General features: G+C 59.2%; 13 protein-coding genes. 7 read left to right on the top strand and 6 right to left on the bottom strand.

The annotated features are described in order from the left end of the window. The 4 genes from AB6803_RS17870 to AB6803_RS17855 form a co-directional block, all read right to left on the bottom strand. Window positions 1–1,872, bottom strand: a 1,872-nt coding sequence (locus AB6803_RS17870; RefSeq protein WP_371110144.1) for a YadA family autotransporter adhesin, incomplete at its 3' end; no start/stop codon positions are given. Further along, entirely contained in the window at window positions 1,869–2,324 is a 456-nt protein-coding gene (locus AB6803_RS17865) for a hypothetical protein (RefSeq protein ID WP_371110143.1), read from the bottom strand. The genes AB6803_RS17865 and AB6803_RS17870, both read right to left, overlap by 4 nt. 279 nt (window positions 2,325–2,603) lie before the next feature. Next, window positions 2,604–3,488 (bottom strand): helix-turn-helix domain-containing protein, encoded by an 885-nt coding sequence (locus AB6803_RS17860; protein WP_371110142.1) that lies wholly within the window; start codon window positions 3,486–3,488, stop codon window positions 2,604–2,606. 488 nt (window positions 3,489–3,976) lie between these two features. After that, a complete protein-coding gene (locus AB6803_RS17855) occupies window positions 3,977–4,177 on the bottom strand; it encodes a hypothetical protein (protein ID WP_371110141.1) in 201 nt (66 codons plus the stop codon). Between the two features lie 461 nt (window positions 4,178–4,638). Here AB6803_RS17855 and AB6803_RS17850 point away from each other — a divergent pair, with 461 nt between their 5' ends. Further along, the gene (locus tag AB6803_RS17850) at window positions 4,639–4,926 is read left to right on the top strand and encodes a hypothetical protein (RefSeq protein WP_371110140.1); all 288 of its coding nucleotides are present in this window, start codon (window positions 4,639–4,641) and stop codon (window positions 4,924–4,926) included. 360 nt (window positions 4,927–5,286) lie between these two features. Further along, a complete protein-coding gene (locus tag AB6803_RS17845; RefSeq protein ID WP_371110139.1) occupies window positions 5,287–5,640 on the top strand; it encodes a hypothetical protein in 354 nt (117 codons plus the stop codon). A gap of 203 nt (window positions 5,641–5,843) precedes the next feature. On the opposite strand, the gene AB6803_RS17840 is transcribed toward AB6803_RS17845, so the two are convergent. Continuing rightward, window positions 5,844–7,181, bottom strand: coding sequence for an MFS transporter (locus tag AB6803_RS17840; RefSeq protein ID WP_371110138.1), 1,338 nt, complete (start codon window positions 7,179–7,181; stop codon window positions 5,844–5,846). Between the two features lie 572 nt (window positions 7,182–7,753). On the opposite strand from AB6803_RS17840, the gene AB6803_RS17835 reads away from it, so the two are divergent. The 5 genes from AB6803_RS17835 (at window position 7,754) to AB6803_RS17815 (ending at window position 13,823) form a co-directional block, all read left to right on the top strand. Next, window positions 7,754–8,635, top strand: coding sequence for a helix-turn-helix domain-containing protein (locus AB6803_RS17835; protein ID WP_371110137.1), 882 nt, complete (start codon window positions 7,754–7,756; stop codon window positions 8,633–8,635). Between the two features lie 163 nt (window positions 8,636–8,798). Next, a complete protein-coding gene (locus tag AB6803_RS17830) occupies window positions 8,799–10,991 on the top strand; it encodes a TonB-dependent siderophore receptor (RefSeq protein WP_371110136.1) in 2,193 nt (730 codons plus the stop codon). Window positions 10,992–11,105: 114 nt separating this feature from the next. Continuing rightward, entirely contained in the window at window positions 11,106–12,155 is a 1,050-nt protein-coding gene (locus AB6803_RS17825; RefSeq protein WP_371110135.1) for a DUF2218 domain-containing protein, read from the top strand. Window positions 12,156–12,410: 255 nt separating this feature from the next. Beyond that, window positions 12,411–12,716: a hypothetical protein gene (locus AB6803_RS17820; protein WP_047465348.1), complete on the top strand. Its 306-nt coding sequence runs from the start codon at window positions 12,411–12,413 to the stop codon at window positions 12,714–12,716. Between the two features lie 111 nt (window positions 12,717–12,827). Then, window positions 12,828–13,823: a Tim44 domain-containing protein gene (locus AB6803_RS17815; RefSeq protein WP_371110134.1), complete on the top strand. Its 996-nt coding sequence runs from the start codon at window positions 12,828–12,830 to the stop codon at window positions 13,821–13,823. A 119-nt stretch (window positions 13,824–13,942) separates the two neighbouring features. Here the strand turns inward: AB6803_RS17815 and AB6803_RS17810 are convergent, their stop codons facing one another. Next, on the bottom strand, window positions 13,943–14,527 hold the full coding sequence (locus tag AB6803_RS17810) for a nucleoside 2-deoxyribosyltransferase (protein ID WP_371110133.1): 585 nt from the start codon (window positions 14,525–14,527) through the stop codon (window positions 13,943–13,945). Window positions 14,528–14,557: the final 30 nt, after the last annotated feature.

Genomic DNA, 14,557 nt, shown 5'->3' with positions numbered 1-14,557 from the left:
GAAGGCATAGGTCGTGCCGTTGATCACCGCATTGGGCGTGCCGACCGCGACCGCTGTCACCGAGCCAGAGCCAAGCGCTACATCACCGGAACTCGCCGTCGCCGTTGCGCCGTTGCCCAGGGCGACGTTGCCGACGAAGCCGGATGCGCCTGCGGTGGAGCCATTGCCCAGCGCCACGGAGCCCTGGCCGATCGCCTTGTTGTTGTTACCGATCGCGACTGCGCCGGCAGCCTGGTTGGCGGCGGTGGCGGTCGCCGTGCCGTCGCTGTTGGCGATATTATTGGCGCCGCCGGTGAAGGCGCCTGTGCCGCTAGCATAGCTTGGATCGCCGATGGCGACCGCACCGTCGCCGTAAGCAGTGTTGCCGGAGCCGATAGAGACGGCCTTGCCGCCGGTTGCCGTCGCATTTTTGCCCATGGCGACCGCTTCGGCCGAATCCGCTTTCGCGCCGGCGCCCACGGCGATGGCACTGGTTGCAGTCGCCCCGCTTGCGCGCCCCATCGCAATGGCATCGGCCTGGGATGCTGCCACGTCAGTGCCGATAGCAATTGCGCTCTGTCCACTGGCGCCTGCTCCAACAGTGCGCGACCCGATATAGACGGAGTTTACGCCGGACGCCGTCGCCGCAGCGCCGACAGCAACGGCATTCGAGGCGCTGGTTACTGCGCCGATGCCGAGTGCAGTGCTACTGATTCCGCTGGCGTTAGCGCTGACGCCAGCGGCGAGTGAATTATCTCCTGTCGCCCGCGTTCCTGATCCATACGAGGAGGCGTTTGTGCCACTGGCGACAGCCTGACGTCCCGTGGCAGTGGAATTGTCGCCGCTGGCGTTGGCACCGGCGCCCGTGGCAACCGATAGAACACCGCCGGAATTTGCATTGTTGCCAAGCGCGATACCGGAAGTCGCGGTGCTTGCAACGATTGCGCCAGAACCTATTGCAACAGCACCACCCGCAGCGAGCGTCTGCGCCTGGTTACCCAGGGCAACCCCGAAAGCGCCCGAGGCGACGGAGCTAGAGCCGACGGCAACCGAGTTAGTCGCCGAGGCCGCAGCCTGCGTACCGACGGCGGTGGCGCTGGCGCCGCTGGCAACGGACGCCCAGCCCCCTGCGAATGACAAGGCACCGGTCGCCGCCGTACTGGTGCCAACAGCGGTGGAATTCGATCCCGAAGCAAGGGAGAAGGTGCCCAAGGCGTTGCCACCGCCCCCGGTGGCGTTGGCCTGAACGCCTAACGCGACCGTATTGATACTGCTTGAGACTGTACCTTGGCCGATCGCGACTGCGCCGCCTGTGCCTGTCGCTTGCGCGTTCAGGCCGAGAGCCACGCCATATTGCGCTGATGAAACGGATGAACGTCCTACCGCGATGGCATCGACCTGGGATGCGGTAACATCCGTGCCAATGCCGATGGCGCTCTGGGCGGTGGCACCTGTTCCGGCGGCGGTGCGCGAGCCGAGATAGATGGAATTGACCTGCGACGCGATCGACTGGAAGCCGATTGCGACGCCATTCTGGCTGCCCGCTGTGGCATTCGTGCCCTGGGCGATGGAATCGGCTCCGTTCTGCACCGCTCCAGATCCGATCGCGATACCACGTATCCCATTCGCCGTGCCACCGCCAGCGGCATACTGCGCCATCGCCGGCGTGGCGATGCCTCCGAATGCGATCGCACCCAGCGCGACTGCCCCACCAATCCCCAGCGACCCAAGCCCCAACCGCTTGCGCCTCATGCCGAGCGCCCGATGCGCCATACGCAGCACGGCTATCAGCCGTCGACGAAGCGAGCGACTTTCGGTCCCCCCCGAAATCCAATTTTCGACAAATCCAGTATGAGATTTAAACTGCAGATGGTCCCCAACGCATTTCATCATGCTGCTTTCTCCTCGCTGTTGCTTGAACGGCCAAGCGCGCCCTGATCCGCATCCGCGCCTGTGTCGTCGTCGAAATTATGCATTTCCTGAAGTGTGCGCCCCATCCTGATGGCCTGGCTTTCGATCTGCTCGCGAGCGTCCACGGCCCAAGGCTGCGTCGCCTCCGGAACCGTATGCAGCGCGGCATCGGCGCGATCGGCAGGAAGCTTCATCGCGACCAGCGCGCGGCAGATATTGAAATGAAGAGTTGGCTCCCGTTCGGCATAGGCCGGTGAGGTCAATCCATAGACAAGGCAGGCAAATAGATGGTCGAGTTCAGCGCCGGTTAGGCGGTCGGCGTATTGCCGTTGCAAGGCAGTCCAGGCCACCTCGACTTTCGGAGCAAAGATTTCAAAACCTGAGAGTTGAGTGTCCATAGCGCACCGAATGGTTACGATGGCGAGGATGACCATATTTCAGCATATTGGTATTTTAAAAAACTACGGACTATTTTTAGGAAATTACGGTTTTTGCTTAGCCAGCGACAGGTGTATCCACTTTACCACACTGACTTCCGACCGCTAATATTTCAATGATATGGAGAGGGTAGCATCCGCCTCGATTTGCGAATTGGACGGAATAGCGTCGCCGCCACGCATGGCCCTCCTTGGGCAAGCGGTTTCGGTGACCAGTTTGGAAAATCGGCCCTTAGCCGGGTCTGCGCGGGACTCCATGATGAAGCCTCGTGGCGATTATCTTGCGAATCGCAGCTCCGTCGGCGTTTTTCCCCTATATCTCTTCATGGTGGTGGCCAAATGGCTTTGGTCTGAGAATCCGGACATATAGGCGATTTCGGCAATCGCGATCTCGCCGTCGATCAGCAGTTTTTCCGCGAAGTCCAGGCGCAGGTTGATCAGATAGCGATGCGGCGGCATGCCAAATGTCCTGGCGAACCTTAAGATGAAATGGTTCGGCGAAATGCCGGCGACTGCCGCAAGCTCGGCGACGTGTACTTTTTGGGTAAAATGTTCGCGGAGATACTCTTCCACGCGTCGGGCGCTTTTGGCGGAGAGCCCTCCCCTGGGCGGCGGAAGCTGTTTCATTGGACTTGCATAGGTACGAAGCAGATGAACACCAAATAGGGTAACCAATGAATCCAGATAGAGTTCATTCGGAGTAGCCTTCCCAGTTAACTCGACGGAAATCCTCCGGGCCACGTCGAGGGCGCGGAGGTCGACGGTGCCGAAAGCGGGCGGCTCAAGCTCCACATTGGCGAGATCGAGCTCCTGGAGAGCCAGCTCCGACAATGTTTCGGGGGGTATCGCGACAACGAGATTTTTTCTGGTTTCCGACCAGGCGAGACTACTATCCACGCCCGCAGGATTAATGACGACACAGCCGACGGGTGCATCGTACTCCGTGATCCGGTCACTGCCGAGCGAAGCTCTCAACCTGGGTGCAGGGGACAATACGATGCCGACCGCATGTTCCTTGGCCAGGAACGTTTGCGACCCAGGATTGCGGATGGAGTGTATGACGCTCCCCCGCAAGGTGGCCTTTCTCGGGCCTGCACTTTCAGGAATTATGTCGAAGACATATCGATCGGCCCGTTCCCGGGCCTCTTCCGTATCTTTCATTCTGTGTCGCCCCGCCCGAACGAAATGTAGTACGCACGAGTAAGCAGGCAGAATTTCAATCAAAGATTGAAATTCCTTTTTTCCCAACCCCGCTTGCTCAACGCCGCCCGCAAAGTCAGCGTATCGCGCGAAGTGCAAATAGGGCAAAACAATCGGTTGTGAAGGAGAAATCGTGAGCGAGGCGAAAGAAAGAAATGGCCGATGCAATCTAGCGACAGTTAGGCCTTTCACCAGAAAGTCCAGCGGCCTTGAGGCCAACCGATCGACTTTTGGGGTCACGCGTCAGATTGGCGATCGACCTTTTTAACACTTGCCGTACAGGGCTGAATTTGACACAGCCAGTGATAAGGACGCGCAGATTCTGCAACGAAAAAGAGAATTTTCCCACCAGTCGGAACCCGTACCGCTGACCGCATTCATACGTATTTTTCCGGCTCCTCAGTTCGCGTCGCTGTCGGCAAGGCCGATCACCGAGCGACCTCTGGCTGTCAGTGATCCCCGCGACGGTCCTCGTACAGATCCCAAGCAACGTCCACCAAGGCCAGAAGAACATCTTTCTGGCTCCAGCCGGCCACAACCGCCGCCTGGAGAATATCATGGACGAGGGGCCGCAATTGGCGTTGGCATTCGGTGGCGATGTCGATAGCGGCGTCAGCCGCTGGAGGCTCATCGAAGTTAAAATCTGCCATTAACGCTCCCGAGCTATGAATATATACTGATTACCGTATTCCTAATATAAAATAAATTCCGGAAGCAACATAGAAACTTTGTCGTGCGAGGCCAGTTCACACCAAATTTATGCTTCATCCCGCCAACATGGGTCGGGGCGGCCTTAAGACATGACTTGGCAGTTCATGAAGCATCCCCCTCTAAATACTAGACATGATAAGATTTCTGTTGAACAGTCCAGTAATCAGTAAAAATGGCCTTGCTCCGTAGGACGTCACATTGGCCTCGCCCGCACTGACCGCAATCGAGAGCGACCGCATACAAGCCTCGGCCGCCCTTAGAGAATTCCGCCGCCGGGATCAATGTCCCGCGTGCTCCGGCATCTGTAAGGCATGCTGAATACGCGTTTTTTTGGAAAACATCGGACTTTTTTTGTGCTAAGTGCGCCCAACAGCAATAGCGATGGAGACTTTTCGCTCTCATGATTGAACTAACACCGTCACAGATCGCAGGACTGAAACTTGCGCAGCAAGGGGACCTTTATCCGCAGTCAGCGAAAAAGTGGACCCACCAGAACGCAACCGTGACATATGCGAAAACCGACCGTTGGAAAGAACGACCGCAGAAAATCAAGTTCATCAGCGACAAGACGTTGGAAGAGCTGCGTGAGCCTGGCTTTCTAGAGCGTCTCCATCTTGACGACGATGCCGGAAAGGATGCTTACGCCATAACCATGGCCGGCAAGATATGGCTTCTGAAGAACAAGTAGGGTGAAGGCCGCATGGGCCGATCCTCCGTCTATCATGGCCTCGCCGTTGCGGGCAATTATGCGAAACGGGTGTCATCGGAACACCCGCGTCGCTGTCTTGCAAAGGCGCCGCGGCACAAATCCGGCCTATCTGACGGTGCTGAAGCGGAGGCCCGAAGGGCGCCGTCAATCGAGCTGGTGCTGATCTCCCGTCTTTGCGTGCCTTGCGCCGCCTCTGTCCCGTCCGTTGGCTTGCTGCGATCTAAAGCGTCGCGATCGCCGGGCCGCCACTCCCTTTAGTCCACATTGCGTTGACGGAGGTAGGGAACCCCTGCCCGTGTCTATCGTTTAGACAGAAGGTCACAATGGCGGAGGAACGTCATGAACACCGGAAGCAAAGATGACACCTATGCCCTTAGTGCTTTTTTCATGGACGAGAATGATGCCGAGGATGCCGCCTGGGCGCTAATGGACGCCGGCATCCCCAAGGATGTCATCACCATGACGCCGGGCAACCGACCGGAGGTCCCGCCAATCGATCATCTTGGCTTCCTCGATGCCCTAACGGGGATTTTCTTCCATGCAGAGCAACGCGCCGCCTATGCGGAGGCGCTCGAGCGCGGCGGAACGCTAGTCACGGTTCAGATAGCGAGCGAAACGCAGCATGAGACCGCGTTGAACATTCTCGCCGAGAAAGGTCAGATTGATACGGACGAACGGAACCGGAATGGTTGACAACCAATCGCGTGTCAGAAAACTTTCGGCACCACGAATGTCTGCCAGGTGTTTCGTGAACCAGACTGGAAAAAAGCATCCAAGGACACCCTGTCGAGGGGGGAGTTCAATTATTGAAACTGATTTGGCTTCCGAACGAGTAGGGATCACGACCGGCTTCGATCGTGACCCCATAAGCCTCCAGAATTGCGACAGCCGCTTTTCTATTGAGATGCCAAAGTCAAAACACCTTCCGGCGCACGAGGCTGTCTGATGGAAAAGACGAGGACAGCAGACAGCAACATGAACGCTCCGACGATGAACATCGGCAGCTGATAGAAGCCGGTGAAATCCTTGACGGCACCTGTGATGTATGGCGCGGCAAAGCCGGCGAGATTCCCGATCGTGTTGATCAAAGCTATCCCCGCGGCGGCTCCGGCGCCGGTCAAGAACTTGCTCGGCAGCGCCCAGAAATTCGGCAGGGCGGAGAAGATCGCGCAGGCCGTTATGGCGATCACGGCGATCGTTGCTTCAGGCGAGGACATATAGAGGGCGAGCGGTATGCTCGCTGCGCCGACCAGCGCGGGAATGCCGACATGCCAGGTACGTACCCCACGCTTTGAAGCATCGTTGCTCCAGAAGTACAGGGCAACTGCCGCCGGCAGATAGGGAATGGCGGTAATCAGCCCCTTGTCGAACACGTCGAACTTCGTGGCGAATTTCGTTTCAAAGCCGGCGATGATCGTCGGGAGGAAGAAGGCGAGGGCATAAAGGCCATAGATCATTCCGAAATAGACCAGGGCAAGCAGCCAAACCCGGCCGCTCGTCAGCGCCTTGCCGACCATACTGCCGTGCGACTTGCTGATTGCCTTTTCCTCGCTCGAAAGCTCGCTGACCAGCCAATCCTTCTCCGCCTTGGTCAACCACTTCGCGTCCTTTGGCGTGTCCGGCAGGTAGAACCAGGTGATGATACCGACGATGATGGCGGGAACGGCAACGCCAAAGAACATGATGCGCCAGCCTTCCAGCCCGAACGCGCCGTGCGCCTGAATGAGCAGGGATGCGACGGGAGCACCGATGACGGTCGTCAGAGGCTGGGCGAGATAAAACAGCGCCAGGATCTTTGCACGATGGCGGGAGGGTACCCAGCCGCTCAGGAAAAGAATGGCGCCTGGAAAGAAGCCGGCTTCGGCGACACCGAGAAGGAAACGCAGCGTGTAGAGCTCCGTTGCGCTGCTCACCCATGTGAACAGCAGCGCGACGATACCCCACGTCACCATGATACGCGCCAGCCAACGGCGCGCGCCATATTTATGGAGCGCCAGATTGCTTGGAATTTCGAGAACGATGTAGCCCAGGAAGAAGATCCCGGCGGCAAAGCCGAATTGCGCGGCGGTCAAGCCGAGGTCGGTCGTCATGCCATTGGGGCCGGCAAACGAGATGGCCGTTCGATCCAGAAAATTGATGAAGAACATCAGCCCGATGAAGGGCGCCAGTCGCCACGAAATCTTTCTAAGCGCCGATTGCTCTTCGGGAGCAATGCCAGTTTGCACGTCACTCATGATATCCGATTTCCTCCCTATACGGCTTTGCCTCCCAACGATCCCCGATCGCGGCGCGTGACACAGCCTCGTTTCAGATGGTCAATTATGGTTGCTTGCGTGCCGGCTAAGGGTGACTTGCGCGCCTCCCGGACTTGCATCGAAAGATCCAGCGCATGCCGCTTGCCTGCGAAGGACGCCGGAACGGCTCTCTCAGTGCTGCCTCTGCTTCGTCGACAAAGATCGCGAGCATCAAGGATGAGTGACATTGCAGGTCAGGATCCGCCGCACTTGCCTCGATTTTTCGAGCCGCGATGCGATCCCCTCAGATCGCCGGGGAGCCAATGCCCCTCTTATTGGCGGCATAAAAAAGCATGATCCTCAACACCCCAACCCTCCCCAATTTGAAGGAGTGATAATTCATCTGGTATGATGAGTCAATCATCATGTCGTTATAAAAACGTAACGAACCAGTAGAGCCTCGCCCCACACAACCCTCTAAGCACCGCGTTGCAATGGTGGTTTTGTTGCTATAATAACTTGAGTATATGAAGAAGGATTATTGCCGGCGGCAAAGCTTAGTGCTGGGGACGATGTTTCAGCCAAGGATGCAAAACAGAATTGGCGGCTTTTCCGTTGTCGGCGGTGTCCACCGGCGGCAATGGAACGGCATCGTCGCCGATGTCTGGAACGTCAATTGTGCGGCCCGCGCCGGCGGCTATTATGTCGCCGAGGATCCCCGCCTCTTCATCCTGCTCGATCAACGCGGCTCCGGCACGAATGGCGTCAGGCTTTCGCCGCGCGCCCAAAGCCGGCCGCAGAACTATGATCACGAGAGAATGTCCTACATTCCCGCCGGTATGGAACTTTGGGCCGATCTTGCCGGCATCGAATTCGTCCGCCATCTCGATATTCATTTCGATGCCGAGATCATCGGCCAAAGGCTGATGGAAGATATTGATCCATCGCGTCTCGACAATCCGCGCCTGCATTTCTCCGATCCACGGCTGATGGCGCTTGCCGAGCTGATCGCAACCGAATGCGAAAATCCAGAGCCGCTGCACGATCTCTACGGCGATGGCCTAACGCTGTCGCTGCTGATCAATGTGCTGCAGCTGCGCGGTCCGCAGCCGCGCCGGCGCAGCGAACTCGCTGCCTGGCAATTGCGGCGCGCGGTCGATTACATCGAGGCAAATTGCCTGCGCACGATCCGGCTGGAGGAACTGGCATCGCTGACCGGCCTGTCGCAATCGCATTTCAGCCACGCCTTCAAGGCCTCGACCGGCCTTCCGCCGCATCAATGGCAGACCAAGGCGCGGCTCGAGCGAGCCAAGCAGTTGCTGCTGAAAGGCGACACCCCACTCACCAATGTCGCCGTCGAAACCGGCTTTGCCGATCAGGCGCATTTCACCCGCGTCTTCCGCAAGAATGTCGGCACTACCCCGGCAAGCTGGAAGAGAAGCCAGATTGCCTAAATGCCACACCGCACGGGCAATTGCCGACATCGCGGAGAATTGCCCAAAAATATTCAATTTCCCCAGGATCAGACAAGCCGCGCCTATAAATATGAGTTAATTGCTCATCTTATTTGAGGGGCTGGCCACTTGGTCGAGCCGACAGGGCGCGAAGTTGGGACTGATGACGGACATGCAGGGATTGACCAAAGACATATCGATGTGGCGGCTGATGGCGGGCGTGGCCATCGCGACGATACTATCCAGCACGCAGGTTGCGGCGCAGGAGAGCCCGACGGTGCTGCAGCCGCTGGTCATTCAGGGCGGGCAGAAAGACAGCGAAAAGAACGGCACCGCCCCGGTCAAGGGCTATGTCGCCACCAAGACGACGGCCGGTTCGAAAGCCGACACACCGATCACCGAGGTGCCGCAATCGGTCTCCGTCATCGGCCGGCAGGAAATGCAGGATCGCGGCATCACCAACAAGGTCGACGAAGCGCTGCGCTACACGCCGGGCGTCACCACACAGCCCTTCGGCAATGACGGCGATACCGACTGGTTTTACATTCGCGGCTTCGATGCCACCCAGACCGGCGTCTTCATGAACGGCCTGACGCTCTACAGCTATGGCTTCGGCGGCTTCCAGATCGATCCCTTCATGCTTGAGCGCGTGGAAGTGTTGAAAGGCCCCTCCTCGGTGCTCTACGGCGGATCCAATCCGGGCGGCCTCGTCAACATGGTCCGCAAGGAGCCAACCGACGATCCCTCCTATTACACCGAGATCGGCATCAACAATCTCGGCAACGCCTTTGTCGGCTTCGACTTTTCCGACAAGCTCTCGGCCGACGGCGTCTATCGCTACCGGCTGACCGGCAAGATCGCCGGCGGCGATACCTATAGCGATGGCACTCATGACCTGCGCGGCTTCATCATGCCGCAGATCACCGTCTCTCCCGACGATTCCACCAAGCTCACCGTCTACGGCATGCTCAGCGGCCTTGACGAGATTCACAGCGGCAACGGCTTCTTCCCCTATGTCGGCACCGTGGTCGACGCACCCTTCGGCAAGATCAAGCGCGATGCCTTCTATGGCGAACGCAGTATCGACAATCTGAAATATGCCCAGCAGATGCTCGGCTACGAATTTTCGCACGATTTCGACGGCGGCTGGACCGTGTCGCAGAATGCGCGCTACGGCCATCTCTACAAGCGCGAGGAAGGCCCCTATCTCAACGGCTATGTGGATGGTAATCCGCTCGATCCGTCCTATGACGATCCGAATTATATGCTGAGCCGCATCGGCTTCTTCGAGCGCTCGAAGGTGGATACTTTCTCGGTCGACACCCGCGCCGAGAACAAGTTCGACACCGGACCCATCAGCCATGATTTCCTGATCGGCACCGATTATTCGATCTATCGGCTCGACCAGGTCCAGGCCTGCTGCGGCTCCAACCCGATCAGCGCCACCAACCCGGTTTTCGGCACGGCACAAGGCGCAAACTTCGTCTACCTCGATCAAGTGCTGACGCAGCAGCAGCTCGGCGTCTACGCGCAGGACCAGATGCGCTTCGGCGGCGGCTGGCTGCTGACGCTCAATGGCCGCTATGACTTCGTCGACACCAATTCCGACGCAACGGTCGGCACCACCTACAGCTCGAACGAAAATGCGCCAAGCGGCCGCGCGGGCCTGGCCTACGAATTCTCCAACGGCATCACCCCCTATGTCAGCGCCGGCACCTTCTTCAGGCCCCTGGTCGGCACCAGTGTCACCGGCGGAGGCCTGACACCGGAAAAGGGCGAGCAGTATGAGGCCGGCGTCAAGTATGAGCCCGACTTCATCGACGGCCTGTTCACTGCGTCGGTCTTCCAGATCGACCGCAAGAACATGGCGCTGACCGATCCCGTCACTTTCCTGCAGCGGCAGATCGGCGAGGTTCGCTCACGCGGCGTCGAATTCGAAGGCAAGGTCAATCTCGACGACAACTGGAAACTGCTCGGCTCCTATTCCTACACGGATCTCGAAATTACCAAGGACATCGATTCCTCCGTCGTCGGCAATTCGCCCTATCTCGTGCCGAACTCCACCGCCTCTCTCTGGCTCGACTATGCCTTCACCAGCGACGCGCTTGACGGTCTCAGCATCGGCGCCGGCGTGCGCTATCAGGGCAAGTCCTGGGCGGACGAGGCCAACACCCTGCGCGTGCCTTCCGCGACGCTCTTCGACGCCGGCATCCGCTACGAGAAGAAGGGCTGGGGCGCTTCGCTCAACGTCGCCAATCTTTTCGACAAGACCTATGTCGCGGGTTGCGCCGGGGAAAATGTCTGCGGCTACGGCGAGGCGCGGACCATTACCTTCAAGCTCAGCAAGAAGTGGTAAGTGGAGAATAAAAGTATACTTTAACTCTCGACTATGGCAGAGAACCGAGGATCGCCCGACGGCGATCCTCGTCCTCGTTTGAAACACAAAGGCGATGCAGAAGGAGGCTACCCAATGATGCATGCCAGAGATTTCACCGCCTCGGGTGTCGCCACCCATGCCGATGCCGGGCGCCTGCTCGATCAACTCTGCGAGCACCTGGCAGAGCATGTGACGGTGACGCGAAGCGCCGAAGGTGCGCGGCTGGAAACTGTCATCGGCAGCGCCGATATCGCCGTGTCGCAAAACCGCCTCGACATCAAACTGCGCTGCCCGACCGCCTCCAAGCTGTTCACGGTCCGCAGCATGGTTGCCGAACGCCTCTTTACATCATCCGGCGAGACGCTCGACCTCACCTGGGCCGACGGACCACAGGCCGCCGTCATTCCCGATTTCCGCGAGATCACCGTTGTCAGCGCGCGCAACATCACCCCGCATATTCGCCGCGTGACTGTCGCAACCGAGGACGCCAAGCACTTCCTCGACGGCGGCCTGCATGTGCGCCTGCTGATCCCGCCGAAGAGCCGTACGCCGGTCTGGCCGCATACGGAGCCGGACGGCCGCATTCATTGGCCCAGGGGCGACGACGCGCTGACCATCCGTGCCTATACGATCCGCAGTATCGATCTTGCCAAGGGTGAGATGGATATCGATTTCGTGCTGCATGATGGCGACAATATTCCCGGCGCATCATGGGCCTTGAACGCCCGTCCCGGCGACCGGGTCGGCCTCATCGGCCCCGGTGGCGGTGGTGTGCCCGCTGCTCGCAAGCTCATCCTCGCTGGCGACGAAACCGCCCTGCCTGCCATCGCCCGCATCGCGGCCACTATGCCTGCGGAAGCCGAACTGCGGATTTTCCTGGAAGTGGCAGACAGGCACGAGGAACAATCGCTGCCTTCGGCCGCATCGCTCAATGTCACATGGCTTCATCGCAACGAGGCGGCTGCTGGAACCACCGGCGTGCTGGAACGTATCCTGCGCGATCTCGTACCCGCCTCCGATCCCGAAACCTTCGTCTGGGTTGCCTGCGAACAGGCCGAAGCCCGCGCCATCCGCAGCTTCATGAAAACCGAGATGGCCGCCGACCGTTCCCGCTTCAGCGTCGCGGCATATTGGCAGCGGTGAGCACCTGAGAGACGGTGAAGTACATTTTTTGCCGCCAGTCGTATCGATACGGCTAACATCGGTTGGGCCAAAGCCTTCGCGCTCCCAAAATGCACGACCGCGCGAATTGGCTTCGATGGCCGCGCGATACAGCCGCGTCGCTCATCGAGAGCGTCTAGCTAGACAATCAATAGAAATAGGTTGTGCAAAGTTTGAGTTGACCACTTTCAATGGCGAGGCGACATTCGCGACCAACAGCAAGCTGGAGGAAAAGCGATGGACGAGGCAGACCGTTGGCGCCATATGGCAAGTGCACCGAAAGACGGCAGCCGGATTCTGGTCACGATCCGACCATCTGAGCAGGGGCCGGCGGAAGTTGACCTCGCATATTGGTCGAATGGCGATCAGTTTGCAGGAGAAGGGTGGCGTGCGTCCGATTCCTCCCCCGGGCAGATCATCGAATATGCCGAACCGGAATTGAAATGTTGGATGCCGATGCCCTCGGCTAACCTTCGTCGCGCCTCGATGCCTCCGCCATGGGAAGGCGACGACGACAAGAACCTTGACGGGTCAGGCATTTAAGAACTCGCGCCTGCCTCGCCCAAAAGGAAGTTCCCCTACGAACTTACAATCGCAAGATGACGTTCCTATATAGGCAGAAATTCGTCTTTCTGCCCAAGGACAGGAGAACCAATGTTCCGCGCAATTCCACGTTTCGCTCAGGTCGCAGCCATCGTCATCCTCGCCGCCGCCACATCCATTGTGAGCTTTGACGATGCCGACGCACGTCGCGCCGGCTCCAGCGGGTTTGGTAGCCGCGGCACGCGAACCTTCGACGCACCGGCCGTAACGCGGACGGCGCCGACGCAGGCCGCTCCGATCGACCGGACGATGACGCCTCAACAGCAGACCGCGTCGCCGTCAGTGACTGGGGCGCCCGGCGCGCAGCCGCGTCGCGGCCTCTTTGGCGGCTTCGGTGGGTCGATGATCGGCGGATTGATCGCCGGCGGTCTTCTCGGCATGCTGATCGGCCATGGCTTTGGCGGCGGTTTCGGCTTCCTCGGCCTGCTGCTGCAAGCCGCGCTGATCTTCTTTGCCATCCGCTTCGCCATGCGGTTCTTCGCAAACCGCCAGCAACCGCAATATGCACCTTCCGGAGCGAATGCGTCGTTCAATATGAACGCATCCAAGCCCTCCTCCTTCCCCATCCCACCGATCGGCGGCGGCATGGGCGGCTCGACACAGAAAAAGCCGGCGCAAGCCAATGACGAGATCGGGCTTCAACAGGCCGATCTCGACCGCTTCGAAAAGCTTCTGACCGAGGTCCAGTCAGCCTACGGTTCCGAGGATTATGCCACGCTGCGCAGGCTGACCACGCCGGAGGCGATGTCCTATCTTGCCGAGGAGCTTGGCGAAAACGCCACGAAGGGCGTCCGCAACAGCGTCACCGATGTTCGCCTGCTGCAGGGCGACATTGCCGAGGCATGGCGCGAGGACAATGCCGAATACGCCACCTTGGCGATGCGCTATTCGAGCATCGACGCACTGCTCGACCGCAAAACCGGCCGGCTTGTCGATGGCGACGACCGCAACGCCTCGGAAACCACCGAAATCTGGACCTTCGTGCGCAAGCCCGGTTCGGACTGGATACTCTCCGCTATCCAGGGAACAGAGCTGCACCACGCTTGAACCAGCCTTCCGGGCGGGTAATATATCCATAATGAATGCCGGGATATGCGCTCCCGGCATTTGCTTTGCGAGAAGATGAGAAGACCGCAGCCTTCGTTTGTTGGGTAATGCGAAGTGGATTACCCTACCTGCGCTACCCCTGCCAGCAATCTCTCCGCAGCCACCTTCAGGCATGCTTCGAAGGCCGTGAGATCGAGAAACAGCCTGTCGGGCTCGACTTCGCGCGTGATGATCGTTCCATTGCGCCTGTCGATGCCGCCGTCCAGCATCAGATTATCGGCCATGTCGAAATTCTCGAGCGCCATTCCATCCGTCCCGCGATAGCGCCCATCGTCCCCGAGATACAGGGAATCGCCGTAGAAGCGGCTCACCCGTTCGAAATGGCTCTTCGTGCTGTTGGAAAAGGCAAAGGCCGGGCAGCCGCGGGCGCACATGAAACCCAGTTCGAAGGCCGTGCCGACGTCGGCTGCGACGCCCCGGAAGGGGGTCAGATTGGCGATGATCAGGTCGGCGCCCAACATCATGCTTTCATTGATGGCGCTGATCGCGAGACCACGCTGCCGCTTCGTTTCGGTTTCCGGAACGGCCAGATCGCCCGGCGATACCGGCGTGAAGCCGTAGCTGCGCGCCAAGGCGATCTTGCGGTCGAGGATTTCCCGTGCGTTCGGAAGAAAGACTTCCGGGCCTGCCAAATATGCTCTCAATTTATTGCCTCTTTATCGAATGTACCGTGC

The sequence above is a fragment of the Rhizobium sp. RCC_161_2 genome, from assembly GCF_041355235.1.
In the GTDB taxonomy this organism is placed as follows: Bacteria; Pseudomonadota; Alphaproteobacteria; order Rhizobiales; family Rhizobiaceae; genus Rhizobium.
This window is presented reverse-complemented; position numbering and strand designations above follow the sequence as displayed.